Origin of the sequence: Cuspidothrix issatschenkoi CHARLIE-1, from assembly GCF_002934005.1 — a bacterium.
Lineage (GTDB): Bacteria > Cyanobacteriota > Cyanobacteriia > Cyanobacteriales > Nostocaceae > Cuspidothrix > Cuspidothrix issatschenkoi.
Genome location: NZ_PGEM01000024.1, coordinates 84,080 through 103,330, shown reverse-complemented (window position 1 = coordinate 103,330; position 19,251 = coordinate 84,080). Strand labels below are relative to the sequence as shown.

The 19,251-nt window shown below is 39.4% G+C and carries 21 protein-coding genes; 8 read left to right on the top strand and 13 right to left on the bottom strand.

Going from position 1 to position 19,251, the window contains the following annotated elements; genetic code table 11:
• Positions 1 to 164: 164 nt before the first annotated feature.
• A complete protein-coding gene (locus CUN59_RS03600) occupies positions 165 to 521 on the top strand; it encodes a hypothetical protein (RefSeq protein ID WP_104386540.1) in 357 nt (118 codons plus the stop codon).
• 191 nt (positions 522 to 712) lie between these two features.
• On the opposite strand, the gene CUN59_RS03595 is transcribed toward CUN59_RS03600, so the two are convergent.
• From CUN59_RS03595 to CUN59_RS03570, 6 genes are all read right to left on the bottom strand, one after another.
• Positions 713 to 1,885 (bottom strand): TRC40/GET3/ArsA family transport-energizing ATPase, encoded by a 1,173-nt coding sequence (locus CUN59_RS03595; protein ID WP_104386539.1) that lies wholly within the window; start codon positions 1,883 to 1,885, stop codon positions 713 to 715.
• Positions 1,886 to 1,928: 43 nt separating this feature from the next.
• A complete protein-coding gene (locus CUN59_RS03590) occupies positions 1,929 to 2,321 on the bottom strand; it encodes a C6orf136 family protein (protein ID WP_104386538.1) in 393 nt (130 codons plus the stop codon).
• A gap of 212 nt (positions 2,322 to 2,533) precedes the next feature.
• Positions 2,534 to 3,025, bottom strand: a complete 492-nt coding sequence (locus CUN59_RS03585) for a hypothetical protein (protein WP_104386537.1) — start codon at positions 3,023 to 3,025, stop codon at positions 2,534 to 2,536.
• 91 nt (positions 3,026 to 3,116) lie between these two features.
• On the bottom strand, positions 3,117 to 3,686 hold the full coding sequence (locus CUN59_RS03580) for a hypothetical protein (RefSeq protein ID WP_104386536.1): 570 nt from the start codon (positions 3,684 to 3,686) through the stop codon (positions 3,117 to 3,119).
• 339 nt (positions 3,687 to 4,025) lie between these two features.
• Positions 4,026 to 4,517 (bottom strand): photosystem II cytochrome c-550, encoded by a 492-nt coding sequence (gene psbV, locus CUN59_RS03575; RefSeq protein WP_104386535.1) that lies wholly within the window; start codon positions 4,515 to 4,517, stop codon positions 4,026 to 4,028.
• 267 nt (positions 4,518 to 4,784) lie between these two features.
• Positions 4,785 to 5,216 carry a hypothetical protein gene (locus CUN59_RS03570; RefSeq protein WP_104386534.1) on the bottom strand — a complete coding sequence of 144 codons (432 nt, stop codon included), beginning with the start codon at positions 5,214 to 5,216 and terminating at the stop codon, positions 4,785 to 4,787.
• A gap of 255 nt (positions 5,217 to 5,471) precedes the next feature.
• Between CUN59_RS03570 and CUN59_RS03565 the strand changes: the two genes are divergently transcribed.
• On the top strand, positions 5,472 to 6,314 hold the full coding sequence (locus tag CUN59_RS03565; protein WP_104386533.1) for a lysophospholipid acyltransferase family protein: 843 nt from the start codon (positions 5,472 to 5,474) through the stop codon (positions 6,312 to 6,314).
• Positions 6,315 to 6,750: 436 nt separating this feature from the next.
• Here CUN59_RS03565 and CUN59_RS03560 read toward each other — a convergent pair whose 3' ends face one another.
• On the bottom strand, positions 6,751 to 8,403 hold the full coding sequence (locus CUN59_RS03560; protein WP_243406859.1) for a mechanosensitive ion channel family protein: 1,653 nt from the start codon (positions 8,401 to 8,403) through the stop codon (positions 6,751 to 6,753).
• A gap of 417 nt (positions 8,404 to 8,820) precedes the next feature.
• On the opposite strand from CUN59_RS03560, the gene CUN59_RS03555 reads away from it, so the two are divergent.
• The 3 genes from CUN59_RS03555 (at position 8,821) to CUN59_RS03545 (ending at position 10,806) form a co-directional block, all read left to right on the top strand.
• Positions 8,821 to 9,546 carry a pyridoxine 5'-phosphate synthase gene (locus CUN59_RS03555; RefSeq protein WP_104386532.1) on the top strand — a complete coding sequence of 242 codons (726 nt, stop codon included), beginning with the start codon at positions 8,821 to 8,823 and terminating at the stop codon, positions 9,544 to 9,546.
• A gap of 205 nt (positions 9,547 to 9,751) precedes the next feature.
• Positions 9,752 to 10,081 carry an MgPME-cyclase complex family protein gene (locus CUN59_RS03550; protein ID WP_104386531.1) on the top strand — a complete coding sequence of 110 codons (330 nt, stop codon included), beginning with the start codon at positions 9,752 to 9,754 and terminating at the stop codon, positions 10,079 to 10,081.
• A gap of 77 nt (positions 10,082 to 10,158) precedes the next feature.
• Positions 10,159 to 10,806 (top strand): hypothetical protein, encoded by a 648-nt coding sequence (locus CUN59_RS03545; RefSeq protein ID WP_104386530.1) that lies wholly within the window; start codon positions 10,159 to 10,161, stop codon positions 10,804 to 10,806.
• A 140-nt stretch (positions 10,807 to 10,946) separates the two neighbouring features.
• Here the strand turns inward: CUN59_RS03545 and CUN59_RS03540 are convergent, their stop codons facing one another.
• The 3 genes from CUN59_RS03540 to folD form a co-directional block, all read right to left on the bottom strand.
• Positions 10,947 to 11,402: a divergent PAP2 family protein gene (locus tag CUN59_RS03540; protein WP_104386529.1), complete on the bottom strand. Its 456-nt coding sequence runs from the start codon at positions 11,400 to 11,402 to the stop codon at positions 10,947 to 10,949.
• Positions 11,403 to 11,485: 83 nt separating this feature from the next.
• Positions 11,486 to 12,424 (bottom strand): geranylgeranyl diphosphate synthase CrtE, encoded by a 939-nt coding sequence (gene crtE, locus CUN59_RS03535; protein WP_104386528.1) that lies wholly within the window; start codon positions 12,422 to 12,424, stop codon positions 11,486 to 11,488.
• Positions 12,425 to 12,752: 328 nt separating this feature from the next.
• The gene (folD, locus tag CUN59_RS03530; protein WP_104386527.1) at positions 12,753 to 13,628 is read right to left on the bottom strand and encodes a bifunctional methylenetetrahydrofolate dehydrogenase/methenyltetrahydrofolate cyclohydrolase FolD; all 876 of its coding nucleotides are present in this window, start codon (positions 13,626 to 13,628) and stop codon (positions 12,753 to 12,755) included.
• A gap of 278 nt (positions 13,629 to 13,906) precedes the next feature.
• On the opposite strand from folD, the gene CUN59_RS03525 reads away from it, so the two are divergent.
• The gene (locus tag CUN59_RS03525; RefSeq protein ID WP_104386526.1) at positions 13,907 to 14,938 is read left to right on the top strand and encodes a hypothetical protein; all 1,032 of its coding nucleotides are present in this window, start codon (positions 13,907 to 13,909) and stop codon (positions 14,936 to 14,938) included.
• 68 nt (positions 14,939 to 15,006) lie between these two features.
• Here the strand turns inward: CUN59_RS03525 and CUN59_RS03520 are convergent, their stop codons facing one another.
• The 3 genes from CUN59_RS03520 to CUN59_RS03510 form a co-directional block, all read right to left on the bottom strand.
• Positions 15,007 to 15,294: a 4a-hydroxytetrahydrobiopterin dehydratase gene (locus CUN59_RS03520; RefSeq protein WP_104386525.1), complete on the bottom strand. Its 288-nt coding sequence runs from the start codon at positions 15,292 to 15,294 to the stop codon at positions 15,007 to 15,009.
• Between the two features lie 429 nt (positions 15,295 to 15,723).
• Positions 15,724 to 16,002: a DUF1049 domain-containing protein gene (locus CUN59_RS03515; RefSeq protein ID WP_207765357.1), complete on the bottom strand. Its 279-nt coding sequence runs from the start codon at positions 16,000 to 16,002 to the stop codon at positions 15,724 to 15,726.
• Between the two features lie 77 nt (positions 16,003 to 16,079).
• On the bottom strand, positions 16,080 to 17,507 hold the full coding sequence (locus CUN59_RS03510; protein ID WP_104386524.1) for a phosphoglucomutase/phosphomannomutase family protein: 1,428 nt from the start codon (positions 17,505 to 17,507) through the stop codon (positions 16,080 to 16,082).
• A gap of 122 nt (positions 17,508 to 17,629) precedes the next feature.
• Between CUN59_RS03510 and CUN59_RS03505 the strand changes: the two genes are divergently transcribed.
• Together CUN59_RS03505 and rbp are read left to right on the top strand one after the other, a co-directional pair.
• Positions 17,630 to 18,499, top strand: coding sequence for a PD-(D/E)XK nuclease family protein (locus CUN59_RS03505; RefSeq protein ID WP_104386523.1), 870 nt, complete (start codon positions 17,630 to 17,632; stop codon positions 18,497 to 18,499).
• Positions 18,500 to 18,760: 261 nt separating this feature from the next.
• On the top strand, positions 18,761 to 19,042 hold the full coding sequence (gene rbp / locus CUN59_RS03500) for an RNA-binding regulator (RefSeq protein WP_104386522.1): 282 nt from the start codon (positions 18,761 to 18,763) through the stop codon (positions 19,040 to 19,042).
• Positions 19,043 to 19,251 lie beyond the last annotated feature (209 nt).

Here is a 19,251-nt window from a genome sequence, read left to right as displayed (position 1 = left end):
GATCTAAAAGACCGGAAAATACTGATTAGTATAGTCTTCAGGGTCTTAGTTAGCAAATGGTACTCTAAAAACTGACAGCTAGTAGCACAATCAAATGTAATATTACACCGTGATTTTTAACAATTTCGGTAAGATTCCAAATTATTCAAACAGGAGCATTTTTCATGGGCTTTATCAAAAATCTGATTGGGGGTATTCTGAGTTTTATTACTGGCTTGTTTAGTAAAAAAGGAAGCGGCTATTACTTAGAACTCAAGGAAGAAGCTAATACAATTTCTACACCTATAGCACCAACAGCACCAGCACCAAAACCAGCCGCAGCACCAGTAGAAGTATCAAAACCGGCGCCAGTGGTGGCAAAAACGACTAAATCTGAACCTGTTAAACCTCAATTATCGCTACCAACTGAAACCAATTTTGCTACCAAGTATCTTATTTTTGGTAATAGTCCTCGTCGTCGTCCGGGTGTAAATATGAATGCCTTTTTAGATATGGCACGTCAAGTAAAAACCCCCGGATAAAATTCCTAGGGGCGAACGCCGTTCTCCCGTACAGGGAGTCAGGAGTAAGAAGGAGGAATTTTCTTCCTTCTTCCTTCCTTTGACTATGGATATCTTCAGTATAAATACTCAGATATACATGATGAGGATAATCAAGATCCCCAACTTCTAAACAAAGTTGGGGATCGGCAAGTTTAGAGACAATTCAAACTTTAAGCAAAGCGAATTTTTAGATAATCATCTTCCATTTTTGCTCCTGCTGGTTGTAGTGCTGCTAAGGCTTGGGGTAATACTAAATTACGACGATGATTACCAATAGTGATGTTTAATTCATCTCCACTTTTACTGAGTTGAACTTGGCTTTTGGGAATATTCGGTAAATAAAGTTCCAAACTATATTGGTTTTTATCTTGAACAACTCTAATTGTGGTTTCTTTATAATAAACCTGAGTTGGATCTTCATCTTTGTAGAGGGTTTCTTTCAGTCTTTCTAAAGCTGCTAAACCACACAGTTCTTCAGAATACAGAGGTACTTCCTTAACCGGTAAAGGGAGGAAATTATCATGAATTTCCTGGCGGTATTGTTCTTGATTTTCCTTCCAACGTTGGAAAAATGGATCTGTCACTTCTTGAGGAATAATCCGGTTAGCAACAATTAAATCTGTCGCTACGTTATACAAACTCAGATAAGCATGAGCGCGGAGAGATTCTTTAATTACCATTTTTTCAGGATTGGTAACTAGACGGACTGATGTTTGAGTATTATCAGTTAAAACTTTTTCTAAGGCTTCAATTTGTTCATAAAACTCATAGGGTGCGTCCATTACCTCTTTATCTGGTAAAGAAAAGCCCGCAATGGGTTTAAAAATAGGTTCTACCAGTGGTCTGAGGGCAACGGAAATATTTTGAAAGGGTTTGTAAAAACGGCGCATATACCAGCCGCCAACTTCTGGCAAACTTAACAGTCGTAATGCTGTGCCCGTGGGGGCAGAGTCAATAATTAAAACCTCAAATTCACCCTCATCATAGTGGCGTTTCATTCTCACCAAGCCGAAAATTTCATCCATGCCTGGTAAAATCGCTAATTCTTCGGCCTGTATCCCGTCTAAACCTCTAGCTTGTAACACTTGGGTGATGTAACGTTTCACAGCCCCCCAGTTACCTTCTAATTCTTGCAGTGCATCTAGTTCTGCACCCCATAAATTCGGGCGCACAAGGCGGGGGTCATGGCCTAATTCGATGTCAAAGCTATCTGCAAGGGAGTGGGCAGGGTCTGTACTTAAAACTAATGTCCGATAGCCAAGTTCTGCACAACGAAGTCCAGTGGCTGCCGCAACGGAGGTTTTACCTACGCCACCTTTCCCTGTCATTAAAATTACTCGCATCAATGATTCCTTACTGCCTGAATTTTGTTTACATTTATTTACATTATGATTGGTTTTTCACAGAAATGAAATGTTGCTTAATTACATCTAAACGGGAGCAGTACCAATAATCAATATGGGAAACGATTAAACCCTCCGCACTCAAACGTAGTTCACTCCAACCAGAAACGGAAATATGGGGTTTCCAAGGCAGTGGGGAATTCCAACTCATCGTCCATTCGGTTTTAATAAGTTCTTCCTGGCGTTGGATGTGGTGTAAATCCAATTTAAGATTGAAAAAAAATGTTTGAATGAATTTAATCATCCATTTATAAAGTTCAATTCCGCGAAACTTGAAAACAGCGTCTTGAAAATAAACATCGTTGGCATAAATGCTGTAAGTTTGATCTCCAGGAAATCTGGCATAATCGGCTTTGAGAGTTTCAACAATATCCATAAGTTAATAGGGGTAGAAGTGAGAAGTGAACATGCAAGAATTAAGGAGTATGGGTAACGCTACGCCTTCGGCACACTAAGTCAAGGCTATCAGGAGTTCAGAATGAAGAATAAAAGACATAGGATATAGGATGAAGAACATTTTTATTTTATCCTCTCTATTCCCTGCTATATCAAGTTTTCTCTATCCTGGAATTCTTAGATGAAAATTTATCAATGATTGATGAAATTACCTATGATGTTTTGTAGCTTTACCCTGGCATAATTTCTTTCTTCTACAGGTAAACGGGATAAAGCAAATTCAAAATCTTCTAGTTTTTCATTGAGGGCATTAACTAATTCTTGTTGATCGTCTGTGATACTAAAACCTGATTTTCCTAGATCAATTTTGATAGACCCTAAAACTAAACTATCCTGGTTATATTCTTCTAATATATCAATCCCATTATCATCATCTTCTTCAGGTTTCATCATTTTCGATTTAGTGATATCTAGAATATCTTCATTTGTCAATTCTAAATCAGCTTGTACTTCTCTTAATAACTGGGCTGCTTCTTTGATTTTTTCATAAGCTGCTTGTTCCATAATTTTTTTCTTCTCTAAAAGCAAAGATAATTCTTGTTGAGAATCTAATAATACTTTTTGTTGCTCTTCGATTTTAGCGACTTGGTTTTTGATTTGAATTTGAATTTCTGCGAGTGTCATACCCCGGATTCCTTCGAGTCTGCTTTAATGAGTTCAATGATATAATTATTTGTCATGAATAAATATCTCCCCTAGTTCCCTGTCATGTCAACTACATTTCACCCCAAAGACGGACTAATTGTTGTCGCCAAGCTGCTAAAATTTGTTCTCTTCCCTGGGCGTTTTGGTTAATATTAATATCACCTAATAAACCTTCTGCATAAAAGCGGTCAAGATTTTGCATGGTGGTTTCTAGAGATTGTCCATTTTGTTTTGATGCTTGAATAATTTCCCGGATGCGTTTTTCTACTAAATTATTGAATACATCATTGACACCAACTTGATGCAATGATATTAAACGAGCGATCGCATTAGTGAAATCTGCATTAGTTAAACTACCACTGTTATGCTGAAATACGCCCCAAACGACTCCATCATATAGAGCATAGCGTGTTTCTTGAGTATCATCAAAGTTAGCCTCTAGAAACTGGGTGAGAAATGGTGCTGCTTCTTGCAAAGGCATTATTGGCAACAATACCCGCAACCAAGTATAATCTTCTGATAGCAGCACCAATAAACGAAAATCAGAATTGTCTATTTGCCAAGAACCAGGTGCTAGGGGTTCGACAACTTCAGGACTAAATAACTCTGTTAATGTAGCTGCTATTTCTTCTGGTGTCATAATCATCTTTGAACTTTACCATCTAGGGTAACGCTTTTATGGATGATTAAAATCTCAGAATTCAGGAGTCACCGAGTCAGGAGTGATAATAAGTTTGAAATCAGGTATTAAGTAGTCGTGCAAAATAAATTTCATATTCAGGAAAGTTGACAGACTTGAGATACAGAGATGTCTATTGTTTTCCCAAATGTGCAATTAATTTTCACCAGGTACTTCATTACCAGCCTCAACAGATATGATAAGTGTTCAACCAGACATGATATAACTGATATAAAAATAAGGGCAAAATTATCTTGCCCTTACTATAGTTATTAGTTATGAGAACTTATTTTGGTAAATTTAGTAGTAAATTTTACCACCACCCCATCTAGTGCCAACAACTTTGGGTTGTACGAGAATATGTCCAGCGATCGCAGTTAAATCCTCATCTGTCAGATTTCGCATTTGTGGGAAAATGTCCGAACTCTTGATGCTGGGGTGGATTTCAGAAATTTCCACTTCACCATCATAGGTAGTGGGATTTTTCAAATAGTCCACTAAACCTTCGATATTATCCCGTTTGGGAGTAGCTCCTGCTAAAGCTTCTGGTTCAAGTCCCACGTTTTGGTTAGTTTTAGTTACTCCACCAGCATGACATTGAGCGCAAGCGAAACTAAATAACCGTTTGCCTGTTTTAATTTGTTGTAAACTGAGTACAACGGTATCACCTTTGTCATTTAATGGTACTGTGCGGGTATCTGCACTCAGCTCCACGGCTGTTGCACTACCGACAAGCATTTGAAATGTCAGTAAAATAGTAGCAACAACAACCCCAATTAGTCTTCTAAACATATTTCCCCTTAAAGATTTTGATGCTTAATAGAAGCTTTGAAAGCGATGCTAAATCTCTACTTATTCACATTATGAATGTAGTAGGCTGCTATCTCTGCGATGAATAGCTTTGGACAACCCATAACATTTGTGAATTGATCATAGAAATTGAGTCGCTGTAATACCAATATCATGTTAGGAGTCCAATTTGTTGGCAAAAATACGATCCGTTAGACTGCTACACAAAAACCGAACTAGGCTGATTACAACCTCACAATGGGGAAATAGCTATTTTTGCTGTTGGGAAATGGAAAGGGTATAGTTATGTTTTCCTTTCGATAATTCACCTACATATACTGAGTATTGTCCCACAGTCCAGTAACCAGACAGCTTGGGTTTACGCTCAGAACTATCATTACTCAGTACACAGAAACGTCCTCCTGGTCCGTCAACTAAGAGCGTTGGTTTGCCTTCACTCTCTGCTGTTAATTGTAGATAAGGTAATGATTTTGTGACATCAATTACTTGACTAGGCGTGGTGGAAATATACCCACAATCCGTTTTCACCTCTCCCCCAGATGTACCAGTTAAAGTGATTGGATCTGTCTGAAGGGGATTGTTTAGCTTAATAATGGCGGGTTTGCCAAAACTAGCTTGAGTCAGTAATAAACTGATGGTGAATCCTACGGGAATAAGTGTAAACAGCTTTAAAGTTTTCATTTTATTTGTCTCCCCCCAACTCTTAATAATGCAATTTATAAGAATATTGTTTGAAATCCCCGAACGTCCAAGGAATCGTCAATCATATATCAATTTTAAATAGCCTAGTATGATCAGACGCTTAAAATCGGATTCAGTTCCTACGGGTATTTGCCAATGCACAGTAGGAACAATAAGAGAAAGATTACGTTAGGCTGGATAAAACGACAAAACAAAAGATTGTTTCATCCGTATAAATCCTGATAAAATTTCCTAATGTTCAAACTAAAACGTCCTCCAAAAACTAACACCGGTTGGTCTTTAGATCAACGCGATCCAAAATTCATCGAGTCTATGATGCCTGTATTGGGCTTATTATATAACTGTTATTTTCGAGTCCAAACCAGTGGTTGGGAAAATGTTCCAGATGAAAAAATCCTCATTGTCGGTTCTCATAATGGGGGACTGGCATCCCCTGATACTTCAATGATGTTGTATGATTGGTTCCGCCGCTTTGGTGCTAAACGAGAAATTTATGGTTTAATGCACCCTAAAGTCTGGGAGGTATTTCCTGAAGCTGCAGAAATGGCCATGAAAGCCGGCGCAGTCAGAGCGCATCCTAAAACGGCTTATGCAGCTTTACGGGCTGGTGCTAGTGTCTTAGTTTATCCTGGTGGTGCTGAGGATGTGTTTCGACCCCATGCCATGCGAGATAAAATTTACTTTGCTGACCGAAAGGGGTTTATTAAGTTGGCACTACGGGAAAATGTGCCAATTGTACCAGCGATTTCCTGGGGTTCCCATGATACCCTAATTGTCCTGGCTGATATCTATAAAATTATGCAGCAACTCCATAAATTAGGGATGCCTTGGTTGTTTGGGGTTGATCCTCTGGTGTTTCCCATTTATCTGGGCTTACCTTGGGGATTAGCCATTGGACCATTACCTAATATTCCCTTGCCTATGCCTATCTATACTAGGGTTTGCCCTCCAATTGTGTTTACAAGGTATGGAAAAGCCGCCGCCAGCGATCGCACCTATGTTAATGAATGCTATGAGTTAGTCAGAAGCAAAATGCAGCAGGAATTGGATATTTTGATCCAACAAGCTGGCAATTAATAGAATAGGGGACACTTCGACCCTTCGACTCGCTCAGGGCATCGCCAGCTTAGTGCATCGCAGGGGATAGGTAATAGTTTGGTATCTAAGTTTTATAGACAGGAATTTTAATCACATATCCTGTGTAAAAAATCACTTTTTTCTCTGACCAAATGGCCGTCTTCCATATAAACTACCACGTAAGTATTCAGCTATAGCACTTGTTCATGCCCAGATCCCCGACTTCTTTTATTGATTATGTCCATAAATGATAAATTGCTCATAGAAGTCGGGGATCTTTTTGCCTCACCTGAATTCTTGCACTACCACCAATACCATTTTTTTGTAAAGTTGCATATAATTCACCCCCCGGCCTCGCTGTCCCTCCTTAGCAAGGGTGGACTACAGGGGAGTCTGATTATGTGCATCTTCATAGAAAATTGGTCTAACCTTCTTTTTAACCTGTGTAGATGTGAGCTAATCTCAACCGTCGAATCATCTCTCTGCGGACTTCGTTTTTGACTCTTTCTCCACGTCTCCAATGTTCTAATTGAATATTATCAATATAGAATCTGGCAGAGAATTGTAAAGCAGAACCTTGAATATCCGTAATTTCAATTTGTGGTTCTTTCCAAGCATTAGAGGACTCTTTAAAGTTAGTTTCTAACCAATCTAGTACTCTTGTTGCATAGTCATCTAATCTCATTTCCTCTATCCCTGGGTTAGAAATAGTTTGGAACAATTTATTTAATTTAATTTTCAAAAGTTCAATCTTTTGTTCCCATTCATCAGGCAATATATTTTGATCTTCTGGCACTAAATCTGGATCTTGTAACCAGGTTTCATACCAAAATCTTACCAAACCAATTAGAGTTGATTTATCCCTAGATTCATTTTCTTCTAGCCATGAACGTTGTCGTTTACCCTTACGTTCTGTAATAATTACCATTCCCACTAGGTTGAGAATCTCTAAATAGATTTTCTGAATACTTTTTAATTCTTGTATATCTAAACCACCTCTTTCTAGAATTTTAATCTCTTCAACTAATGTTTCAAATTCATCATGAATTTTCTTCAATTGTAAATTAACTTCTTTTTCTAGTTCTATCCGCTTACGTCCAGCATCTTTTTTAGAAAGATTATTTTCTGTAGCTTCTTTTAAGCCATAGAAACTATCTAATGATTTAAGTTTCTCATCAAAATTCGCTAAGGTATCTGGATGTCCAACGACGATTTCTCGTAAGATATTTGTGGCCACACTGGCATCAGCATCTATTCTTACTGATACATTAATTGTATAAGCATAGTGCGTTGTGGGACGGCTCAGGTTAGTGATGTTTTGATTACCTAAAGTCGCATTAGGCATATAAACTTCACAATGCTGTTCAATCAGATACAACTTTGTTACCCGAATCCCAATTTGTTTGATAATTGCTAGTGATCCATCCGAAGTAGCTATCACATCTCCAAATTTGAATGGTGTATCAACTAATAGTACTAAGCCACTGAAAAAGTTGCTCAAAATGTCTTTAACGGCTAACCCTAAGACAACAGTGATACTACCTAGAGCTAATCCTATACCCGATAAATCTACACCCAGTGAACTAAAAAATAAGGAAGTCCCTATTATATAGGTAATCACGGGGATAAAATTTTGTAGTAATGGTATTAAAACATCATCCCAAACAGCCTCTGTTCTTCTCGCATAGTTTTTCAAATAGCTAACTGCGGCATCAGTAAATAACTGAGTAAACCAATAAGTACAAATACCTATTAAAAAAGCCGTGATAGTTTGTTGAATCCAGGCAATTATTTCTCCTGAGTTGCTTAAATGGAAAAGAGATATTTTTAGGCTGGTGAGGATCAAAACGATAATTGCAGGAGTCTGGGAAACCCCAAGAATTAGGATTACAGTATCCTGTTCCCATTTGCGAACCAGCGATCGCAATATCACAAAAAGTGCAACATAAACCACAATAGAAATTATCGCGCACACCGCCAAAGTAGACAAAAATCCAGCAAATTGTCCCCCAGTTGGCATAATGAATGGTGCTATTGGTATAGGATTGGCTGTTGGTGTTGCTTCTGCTTGGGCAAAGATATAAATCATTTATGTCTATCTCACAGATTACAATTGTTAATAAATTAGCAAAAAGAATTATCTCAAAACTTTGAGAAGATGAAAACTCCTATTTCAATTACATTTGCTCTACCCGCCTTTGATTAGCTATTCGTTCTCAACTATTAAATATCAACTTAGTTGATATTTGATGTATGTTGTATTAGTCTAAGTCTAAGTCTAACATTAAAATAATACTTGATTTTTAGACAAACTCAGAAACTTCCTCAGGAGGGAATTTACTGAAAGCACTTTTTTTATTTGGATTTTTTTGTGATCTATATTTTTATTGCCAAAAGGTAAATTTATATTCGACTACTAGTGACTAAATACTAAATACTGAGATTATGTCGTTTTAATTTTCGCTAAAATCAACATCTGAGAATTGTTAAACAGGAGAAACCAGGCGTGCCTACACTCGGTGTTAATATTGACCATATCGCTACCATTCGCCAAGCCCGGCGGACAGTAGAACCAGATCCCATAGCGGCGGCGGTACTCGCAGAACTAGCCGGTGCAGATGGTATCACCGCCCATTTACGGGAGGATAGAAGACATATCCAAGATCGAGATGTGCGACTATTGCGCCAAACTGTCAGAACCCATTTAAACCTAGAAATGGCAGCTACTGATGAAATGTTAGCGATCGCTCTCGATATCAAACCTGATTATGTTACCTTAGTTCCTGAAAAACGAGAAGAAGTAACTACAGAAGGAGGTTTAGATATTGTCGGACAAATTGCTAGAATAGGTAAGATAGTTGATAAATTGCAAAATGTCGGCATTCCCGTCAGTCTCTTTATTGATGCCGAACCACCACAAATTGAGGCATCTGTCAAGATAAAAGCCAAATTTATCGAATTGCATACAGGGCAATATGCAGAAGCCAAAGACGAAACAACTCGTCACAAAGAACTAACTTTATTAGCCCAAGGTTGTGAACAAGCCATTAAAGCTGGATTAAGAGTAAATGCCGGTCATGGACTCACATACTGGAACGTTTACCCCATTGCCGCACTTCCAGGCATGGAAGAACTAAACATCGGTCATACGATCATCAGTAGGGCAGCTTTAGTAGGTATAGAAAGAGCAGTCCGCGAAATGAAAGAGGCAATGCGGGGAAATGGTGACTGAGGACGAAAGAAATCTACTACTGTGCTTTCTGCTGGACAGGAAGCCGACACTGTACCGTCAGGTCAGTGTGGGTAGTTCACCAAAGTAAAATAGCTTTTATCTAAAGCAAATTTTTCTCACATTACCTCTTGCCCCTTGCTTCTTAACCAGGGTAAAGAATCAACACTGTACCCTAAAATTATGAATAAGTCAGCAAATGAAGAAAATGCAAAAATACCATTACATTTTGGCCAGTCAACACTTCCTCATGGAAGAAGAACCTATAGAGGAAGTTCTCAAAGAACGCACTCGTAATTATCATGAACAAGAAAAAGAAATTGATTTTTGGTTAATCAAACAACCAGCCTTTCTGGAAATACCAGCAATGGCTGATATTAAAAAGAAATGTCCCCAACCTGCGGCAGCCATTATTTCCACCAATTCCCAATTTATTATCTGGCTCAAACTGCGCTTAGAATATGTAATTACTGGAGAATTTTCCGCCCCTTCAGACACCATACCTAACCCTTTGGCATCCCTTAGCACAGTTTCTTAATATATCACCGTTGACTGTTAACTGTTAATTGTTAACTGTTAACTGTCAACAATTACCCATTACCCATTCAACAATTTATGCAAATATTAAAAATTTTGCCCAGTGCTTTATTGCTAGCCATCTCTCCCTTAATTAGCAGTATTTATCCAGCAGTTGCTCAACAAAAAATTGCTAATTGTCAACCACCAGCAATAAAAGAATATCTATTATTAGTAATTAGCCCTTCTGTAGACAATCAAAAGCAATTGCGTAGTGCCTTACCAACAGAAATAAAAACAGTTGTTTGTAAATATAACAATCAAACAGTCACGCGAATTGGTGGTTTTAAAAAAACTGATGATGCCAATCGTTGGGCTAGATATATTCAGAATATAGTTGGTTTGTCTGCCATTATCACCACTCGTTCAGTACCACAAGAAGCACAAACAACACCAGCCCAAAAAGTACCAAAGAGCCAAATTACCTATAACCCGAAAATATTAGGAGAAGGTTATGCAATTCTGGTAGATTATTTTAATCGTCCAGAAATGTTTACTAGCTTGCAACAGGCAGTTGGGGGTGATGTGGGTTTTGTCTCCTATGGTCAACGCCCTTACCTGTTGGCAGTTTATACTACCAACCAAAAAGAAGCATATAACACATTACAAAAACTCAGCGAAAGTGGTTTTGTTGCTACCTTGGCAGATAGTCGGAAAGTAGTTTTATTGCGTTCAATAGTTCGTTGATAGTTGTTGGTTGTTGGTTGTTGGTTATTGGTTGTTGGTTGTTGGTTGTTGGTTGTTGGTTGTTGGTTGTTGGTTGTTGGTTGATAGTTGTTGGTTGTTGGTTGTTGGTTGTTGGTTGTTGGTTCACCAATTACCAATGACTAATATGCAGCCCGCGCTAACCAAGAAATAGTCACACCTAAAACAGAACCAGCAATGACTTGCACTGGTGTATGTCCCAATAGTTCCTTAAGGCGGTCTTGGAAAAAGTCGGGTTTTTCATGGAATAATTCATCAATCATTTGATTGAGGATTTTTGCTTGCTTGCCGGCAGCTTGACGCACTCCAGCGGCATCATACATAACGATGATAGCAAAAACTGTAGCTAGAGCAAATTCTGGGGATGCCCAACCTAAAGTTTGACCTACACCGTCTGCTAGGGCTGTTACTAAGGCCGAATGGGCGCTGGGCATACCTCCAGTAGTCACTAAAACACGGACGTTGAATTTGCGATGTTTAATTAGCTCAACGATAAGCTTTAATCCTTGAGCCACAAAACAAGCGACAAGGGCAACCAGCAGCACCCGGTTGTTAAAAATTTCGCCTATGTCCTGCATGGTATTTTGGTGAGGTTAGTAAATGTAAGTAAGCTGTTGTGTGGAGGAAAAAGGTAATTAGAAGCCAAAGTTAAAAATTAGACTTAGTGATTGCGGCTGGTGATAAAGTGAGCCAATGCTTGGAGAGGAACGGCTTTTTCCCCATAGCATTCTAATTCAGCGCAAGCTTCAGTAACGAGTTGTTGGGCTTTGTCGCGGGATTTTTCAATACCCCATAAACTAGGATAGGTAACTTTTTGGGCTGTGAGATCCTTACCGGCGGTTTTACCTAACTGTTCGTGGGTAGCTGTGATATCGAGAATATCATCTATGATTTGGAAAGCCAGACCGATATTTTGAGAATAACGAGTTAATTTTTGGACTTCTTCGGCGGATGCACCGGCAATAATTCCCCCACAAACTACGCAAGCTTCTAGTAGGGCTGCGGTTTTATGATTATGAATAAAATTCAGGGTTTCTAAGGAAATATCTGACTTACCTTCTGAGTCTAAATCTACCACTTGACCACCTACTAAACCAGCCGCGCCCAAGGCTTTACTTAGACGAATGATTACTTGCAAAACTCTATCCCTGGGTACATTTTCGGGGGTTTTTGCTGCTACGTGTTCAAATGCTAAGGCTAATAAACCATCTCCGGCCAAAATAGCGATATCTTCACCATAGACTTTATGATTTGTCAATTTACCGCGACGATAATCATCATTATCCATGGCGGGTAGGTCATCATGAATTAATGACATTGTATGGATCATTTCCACAGCACAAGCTGTAGGCATAGCCATTTCCATTGTGCCACCAATCATGTCAGCAGCAGCTAAACAAAGAATAGGGCGCAAACGTTTACCTCCAGCTAAGAGAGAATAGCGCATTGCTTCATAAATCTTTTCTGGATAAACGACGGTGATGGAGTTATCCAAAGCCTTTTCACAAAGCTGTTGTCGTTCTTTGAGATAGGTAGCGAGGTTAAAACTAGCTAAGTCTGATTTTTTTGGGGTTTCCAATCTTTTATCCGTTGCTACCATGCTGTAATTCCTCTTAACTGTTGAAAATAAGGGGCTGTTGTTTGTGATGTCTGTACCGATTTAACGGAGATTTAGGACTGAAACGCTCACCGGATTTTAGATTTCGGATTTTAAATTTTGGATTGAAGATTCAAAATTTAACATCTCAAGGGGTTTAAAGCCCCCACATTCATGTAGTTCGGTTAAGAACTGAGTCCAACTAGGCTTTTACAAGCCCTCACTTACCCGAAGGGAAGTGATGGGTGGTTGACTCGGGGAATAAATCTAAAATTCAAAATTGATTGTCGGGTTTGGTGAGAAATCATGAATATTCATCAAAAATTATTTCTCAATTGCCTGCGGTTTGCAAATAGCTAGAAACAGTATTTTGCAATAACATGGCGACCGTCATAGGACCGATACCACCAGGAACGGGGGTAATATATTCTGCCACATTAGCGATCGCTTCAAATTGAACATCGCCGACTAAACGACTTTTGCCACTGCTATCGCTAACACGGTTTATTCCCACATCTACCACAACTGCGCCCGGTTTTACCATTTCGGCGCTAATCATTCCCGGAATACCTGTGGCAGCAATGAGAATATCGGCATCTTTGGTAATATCTGGTAGATCCTGGGATTTGGAATGGGCAATGGTGACTGTAGCATTAGCTTCTAGTAGCATTAAGGCCATGGGTTTCCCTACTAAAATACTACGTCCTAAAACTACGGCTTTTTTCCCCTGTAACGGAATTTTATATTCTGCTAACAACCGCATCACACCAGCAGGAGTACAACTGCGTAAACCTGTTTCACCTCGCACCAGTCGCCCCAAGTTCACAGCATGAAGTCCATCCGCGTCTTTATCTGGTGCGATTTTATGTAATAGGCTAACAGCATCTAAATGAGGAGGTAAGGGTAACTGGACTAAAATCCCATCTACTTTGGGATCTTGGTTGAGTTGGGCAATTACTTCTTCTAATTCAGTTTGGCTGGTTTGGCTGGGAAAGTGTTTACCAAAAGAGGTAATTCCCACTTTGGCACAGGATTTTTCTTTGTTGCGGACATAGGCGGCGGAAGCGGGGTTATCTCCCACCATTAATACTGCTAAACCGGGCGATCGCCCTACTTGATCTTTTAATTTGGCGATGGTTTGAGTTAGTTCTATCTGAATTTTATCAGCTAATGCCTTACCATCCAGGATTTTGGCAGTTTGTTTCATAAGGAAGGGAACAGGGAACAGGGAACAGGGAACAGGGAACAGGGAACAGGGAACAGGGAATGGGGAATGGGGAATGGGGAATGGGGAATGGGGAATAGGGAATAGGGAATAGGGAATAGGGAATAGGAAAGAGTTTTTTGTTTCTTTATTTTCTCATTTTCCCAGTCCCCTAAAATTTAATTTTTGCAGTAAAATACTTACTTGCTTTATATCACTAATTTTCAAAGCACAAATTATGTGAACATAAGCTAAATCGCACACCTCAACCAGCTACCATCGTGCAAGATACTGACTCCATGAATGATATTGCTGCTGCACTCCAACAGCCAGCAGATTTAGACTTTGCATTGCCTGATCCAGAAGATGAACAAATTCCTGAGTCCGATTTTTTACAACAGTTAGATGTAGCCTGGCAGGTATGCGATCGCTTTGATTTGCAGACGGAAATTTGGCGAGGTCGAATTTTACGCTCCATCCGTGATAGAGAAAAGAAGGGTGGAGATGGGCGTGGTACAGGTTTTCTCAAATGGCTCAAAGAACGAGAAATTAGTAAAACTCAAGCTTATAGTTGGATTCAATTAGCTAATAGTGCTGATACTTTGATATCCGATGGCAAACTGAACCCTGATACTGTAAATAACTTTAGTAAGCGGGCGTTTGTAGAAACCGCTAAAGCTGTACCGGAAGTGCAACAAATGGTCAGTGAAGCTGCTGAAAAAGGCGATCGCATCACCCGCAGAGAAGTCCGTCAACTCAGTGACGAATGGACAGCTATGTCCTCAGACCTATTACCAGAGGAAGTCAGGGAAAAAGCCGCAGATAATAGTCTGCCACCGCGCTACATTACCCCTTTGGTTAAGGAAATGGAGAAACTGCCCGAATTACACCAAAAGGCATTACAAAGGGATATAGCCGCCAATCCTGATGTTGATACTGTTAAACAAGCCACCTCGGAAGCCCGGCAATTAGCCAAATATCTCAAATCTGCCGCCCAAGTTCAAGCCTTAACAGAGGAAGATGTGGATATTGAAACCGCATTAGAAGAAGCCCAAAGGGTCGGTTGTTTAAGTATTGCTGCTGACTTAGTAAATCAAGCATCGCAAATTGAACAGACTATTGGTAAGTTGTATATGACTTGGAAAAAAATTAGTAACTTAGCCGATAGATTATATGTAGATACTGGTGCAAGTACACCCCATTTGCGATCGCTCCTCACCTGCATAGAACCCCTTGGTGGTGAAATCATGGAACTACAGTTAAGCGGTACAACAGAACACACAATTAGATTACAAATTCAAGAAACGAGTTAGGTAATTGGTAATTGGTAGTACGGACGAACGGCCGTTCGCCCGTACATGAGGCAACCGTCAACCGTCACCTAAGCTAAATCTTCCATTTTCTTGGCCAATTCCACATCTAAATTACTGATAGCGTTACCGATGTCATGGGTCGCAAGATACACCCTAACGGTGTTGTAAACATTAAACCATTCTGGGTGATGTCCCATAGTTTCCGCATGAACACCCACTGTCACCATCCATCCTAAAGCAGTTGCAAAGGAGCTAAATTTGTATTCTTTGTATAATTTGCCCTCTTTAATTTGCCATCCGGGTAAAGTATTAAGGGCTTTCTGTAGTTCTGTTTCGCTTAATTTTTGTGCTGCCATTTTCCTAACCTACACAGAGATTTCTCAATAATTATCCTCTTTAAATCTTAACTCAAACAGTAATTAGGGCGTACTGAAAAAGTGGAAAAAACCTTGAGGAGAATTTAGTGGGTAGTCAGGTAGAAATAAAGATAAGACTTTGTACCTATCAATTTTGTTAATGGAATAAGGTAAAAAAGGCGTAATTTTGAAAAATTGACATAAAAACCCCCACAACAGCTTATAAAATAGTTTTGTATAAATTTGACAACTGGATGTAACAAAATTAAACATCAAATATATCCAGGGAATAAATTCCCTGTCTAAAGGCAAAAGTCGGTTAAAACCGACTATTTTTGTTTTTTTAGTATTACTCTAGTTCATCAGGATTCACACCTAAAGCCTTTAATTCTAATCAAAAATCTCTTTTCCTCTTTGTATGAGAAACTTCTAAAAATCCTCATCATCAACAAAAAACTCTGTATCTTCCTCCGTCATAGACTCAAATTCTTCTTCTCTTTCCCATAAAGGCTGCAAAATTGCGACACTTAACAAACCCACTGCCACAGCGAAAGCTAACATTAAACCAAAGGGAATTTGTATTGATTGAAAAACTAAAAACTTTAAAGATACAGGAGTAGCATTTTGCACAGAAATCAGAGCGATCGCCACTACCCAAACAGCTATAATTAGTAATATTAAAAAATTGGCCAATATTTTCAACATCATAATTTAAACATATAAATTTTTCATAAATGTAGAGACGTTATATGGAACGTCTCTACATTGTCAAATTAAAAACAAAACTAACCTAACTTAGCAATTTCACTTTCCATGAATTTACCAATTTGGCTAAGTTTTTCCGGTGAGTTAGTTTCCATGTACACCCTCACCAAAGGTTCTGTACCAGAAGGACGGAGCAACACCCAGCTACCCCCTTCTAAATACAGTTTAATACCATCCTTCCTGCCCACCTCTTTCACCTTAATTCCTGCCACTTCTGAAGGCGGATTTTGGGTATAAGAATTGATAACTGCCACTTTGTGCGCTTCCGTCAGGTGTAAATCTAAACGATTGTTATACAAAGGACCATCAGCTTCAGCAATAGCTTCCTGTACTAACTGACTCAAAGGCTTACCTTCATAAGCGATCGCCTCAGCTACTAGCATATCTGCTAAAACCCCATCTTTCTCAGGAATATGACCAATGATACTCAAACCACCGGATTCTTCTCCACCGATCAAAACGGCGGTTTCCCGCATTTTCTCGCCAATGTATTTAAAACCTACCGCAGTTTCATAAATTTGCAAGCCATACTTAGCAGCAAAATTATCTAATAAATGCGTAGTTGCCACAGTCCTAACAATTGCACCGCTCTTACCCTTGTTTTTAATCAAATGCCGTGCTAGAACTAACAGCACTGTATTGGGAGTGAGGACATTACCTTGTTCATCAACAATACCAAAGCGATCGCTATCACCATCGGTAGCCAAACCCAAATCAGCCTGATCAGCTTTCACAGCTTCCACCAACTCAACCAACTGCTCCCCTTTGGGTTCAGGCATACCACCGCCAAAAAGCACATCCCGCCAGGTGTGGAAACTTTCTAACTGACAACCGCATTGTTGCAGGACTTCATCTAAATAACCACGCGAGGTAGAATAGAGGGCATCATACTTAACCTTTAAATTCGCACTTTTAATTTTTTCCACATCCAGCAAGGTGTAGATAAAATGCAAATAATCGGGCTTAGGATCAAAGGTAGAAATAGAACCAGATGGGTTACTACCAGGTAACTCATCCGATGCCGTTTCTATATTAGCCACAATGGTATCAGTAATTTCTGGAGTCGCAGGTCCAGCATAATCAGGGATATATTTAATCCCACAATAGGGTGCAGGATTATGACTAGCAGTAAACATTAAAGCCCCTGCGGAATTTAGATGACGGGCATTGTAGGCAATTACTGGAGTGGGGCAATCCCGATCCGTAATTTTTACATTCCAACCCAAATCTGCCAAAACAGCCGCAGCAGTGCGGGCGAACTCGTCAGCTAAAAATCTTGTATCATAAGCGATTAACACTGGTCTGTCCTTACTATAGGCAGTTTCCAGATAACTAGCTATTGCCCTGGTAACTTTCCGCACATTTGGGAAAGTAAAATCATCGGCAATAATTCCGCGCCATCCATCAGTCCCAAACTTAATCTCACCGGAATTGCTAGGGTTACTCATATTGCCACTCTCTCCCGTGCATTATTATTACTATTTACTATTAGGAAGCATCTCGCAAAGCTGTGGAACAGCCACTAAGCCGCAAGTATCCCCAAGGTAATTTCTCTCACTCTACATGAGCAATGTCAACCCCCGATAGACCCTTTGTTAGTTACCACCTTTGGTCTTTATTTGCCCCCACCAGGGGGCAAGAACACTGGCATTGCCAAATGAGAAGAGGATTTATTAAAGCGCGACAACATGAACCCCAAGTCAAAGCTTTATTGGCGACAGCTAGCACACCCCAGCGCATTGGCATTCTTGCCCAAAAAGGTGTATATGAGTTTCATCGTCATCTTCATTGGTTAACTCAGGTTGACGGTGTGGAAAAAGTGGCGAGGTTATTAGGGTTAAGTCAGACTCATGAAACTGTTAAATATCGGGTATTACAAATTTTAAGAAAATATCAAAATGCCCCTTTATTATTAGGTAAGCGGATTCTAGAATTAACTTCAGGTGATGAAGGTTTTCCTAAACCGATTGTGATTGAAAAACAAGATTACTGCTTTCGGTTATATGCCGCCATGGACTGTATATTTATTGAGTCTGATAGCACCTTACATATTTTAGATTTTAAAACAGGTAGATCGGCTTTTGACCACAGACAAGCATTGGTTTATTTACTTGCGGCCCGTTATCTTTATCCTGGCAAACCCGCAGTTGCATCTTTTTATAATTTGGAAGTGGGCAAAAAATCCGAATTAATTACTATTAGTCATAGTGAATCTAAATCCTTAGAATCTGAATTGGCTAATATTGCCCATCAGCATCAACAAGATTTACAAGAATACGAAGCTAAAAATAGCAACTTCAGTCAAATTTTTCCACCTAACCCTGGAAACCATTGCCGGTTTTGTAATTTTAGTTCTATCTGTGAATTTGCTGAGTTAAAACAACCAAAATATGATTCTATGCCAATTATGAAATCTCACCCTTATCGCACAACCTCTTAACATCCACAAGTTCTTGAAAAAGTTTTAGGTCTGTCTTCTACTTTTATAGGACTTACGCAAGATGTGGTTAAAACCCATATTATTGCGTAGGGGTAATTCATGAATTACCCCTACTTTCGTTCCGTTTTTCGTAAGTCCTATTTTATACAACAGATTTCAAAGCCAATTCAAAAACAAACCTGAATTAACAGTATTATATGCTTGAGGTATCCCTCATGCTAATACTGTCAAAAACCATTTTTTAATTTCTGGAGCTATTCAATGTCAATTTATGTCGGTAACTTGTCCTATGAAGTTACAGAAGAAGACCTCAAGCAGAATTTTTCAGAATATGGAACTGTAAGAAGAGTCCAACTGCCTATTGACCGGGAAACTGGCCGCCTTCGGGGTTTTGCCTTTGTAGAAATGGGATCAGATGCAGAAGAACAAACCGCAATTGCTGCACTTGACGGTGCTGAATGGATGGGACGTAGCTTAAAACTTAACAAAGCTAAACCCAGAGAGGAGCGTGGTGGTGGTGGACGAGGTGGATATGGTGGTTAACGCGACCGTTACTAAGTTTTAGCACCAAAACTCAAATAACAATTTCATGAGGACAGACGAAATATCTGTCTTTTTTAATGCCTTCAATTGATGATAATACTTAGATAGGGTTTGCTGAATAAAGCCATAACCGTTTATTGATAGGGGTTTCGCGGATTTTAAGAACAAGCAAGTGCAAGGTTTTGGCAAATGAAGTCTCAAAACAGTTG

Excerpts from the sequence above, each read along its gene's own strand:
- CUN59_RS03590 (WP_104386538.1), bottom strand. The coding sequence starts at position 2,321 with ATGGATATTGTTGAAACTCTCAAAGCCGATTATGCCAGATTTCCTGGA.
- CUN59_RS03595 (WP_104386539.1), bottom strand. The coding sequence starts at position 1,885 with ATGCGAGTAATTTTAATGACAGGGAAAGGTGGCGTAGGTAAAACCTCC.
- rbp (WP_104386522.1), top strand. The coding sequence starts at position 18,761 with ATGTCAATTTATGTCGGTAACTTGTCCTATGAAGTTACAGAAGAAGAC.
- crtE (WP_104386528.1), bottom strand. The coding sequence starts at position 12,424 with ATGGTAGCAACGGATAAAAGATTGGAAACCCCAAAAAAATCAGACTTA.
- CUN59_RS03520 (WP_104386525.1), bottom strand. The coding sequence starts at position 15,294 with ATGGCAGCACAAAAATTAAGCGAAACAGAACTACAGAAAGCCCTTAAT.
- folD (WP_104386527.1), bottom strand. The coding sequence starts at position 13,628 with ATGAAACAAACTGCCAAAATCCTGGATGGTAAGGCATTAGCTGATAAA.
- CUN59_RS03565 (WP_104386533.1), top strand. The coding sequence starts at position 5,472 with ATGTTCAAACTAAAACGTCCTCCAAAAACTAACACCGGTTGGTCTTTA.
- CUN59_RS03515 (WP_207765357.1), bottom strand. The coding sequence starts at position 16,002 with ATGATGTTGAAAATATTGGCCAATTTTTTAATATTACTAATTATAGCT.
- CUN59_RS03505 (WP_104386523.1), top strand. The coding sequence starts at position 17,630 with ATGTCAACCCCCGATAGACCCTTTGTTAGTTACCACCTTTGGTCTTTA.
- CUN59_RS03580 (WP_104386536.1), bottom strand. The coding sequence starts at position 3,686 with ATGACACCAGAAGAAATAGCAGCTACATTAACAGAGTTATTTAGTCCT.
- CUN59_RS03550 (WP_104386531.1), top strand. The coding sequence starts at position 9,752 with ATGCAAAAATACCATTACATTTTGGCCAGTCAACACTTCCTCATGGAA.
- CUN59_RS03570 (WP_104386534.1), bottom strand. The coding sequence starts at position 5,216 with ATGAAAACTTTAAAGCTGTTTACACTTATTCCCGTAGGATTCACCATC.
- psbV (WP_104386535.1), bottom strand. The coding sequence starts at position 4,517 with ATGTTTAGAAGACTAATTGGGGTTGTTGTTGCTACTATTTTACTGACA.
- CUN59_RS03585 (WP_104386537.1), bottom strand. The coding sequence starts at position 3,025 with ATGACACTCGCAGAAATTCAAATTCAAATCAAAAACCAAGTCGCTAAA.
- CUN59_RS03540 (WP_104386529.1), bottom strand. The coding sequence starts at position 11,402 with ATGCAGGACATAGGCGAAATTTTTAACAACCGGGTGCTGCTGGTTGCC.
- CUN59_RS03545 (WP_104386530.1), top strand. The coding sequence starts at position 10,159 with ATGCAAATATTAAAAATTTTGCCCAGTGCTTTATTGCTAGCCATCTCT.
- CUN59_RS03510 (WP_104386524.1), bottom strand. The coding sequence starts at position 17,507 with ATGAGTAACCCTAGCAATTCCGGTGAGATTAAGTTTGGGACTGATGGA.
- CUN59_RS03600 (WP_104386540.1), top strand. The coding sequence starts at position 165 with ATGGGCTTTATCAAAAATCTGATTGGGGGTATTCTGAGTTTTATTACT.
- CUN59_RS03560 (WP_243406859.1), bottom strand. The coding sequence starts at position 8,403 with ATGATTTATATCTTTGCCCAAGCAGAAGCAACACCAACAGCCAATCCT.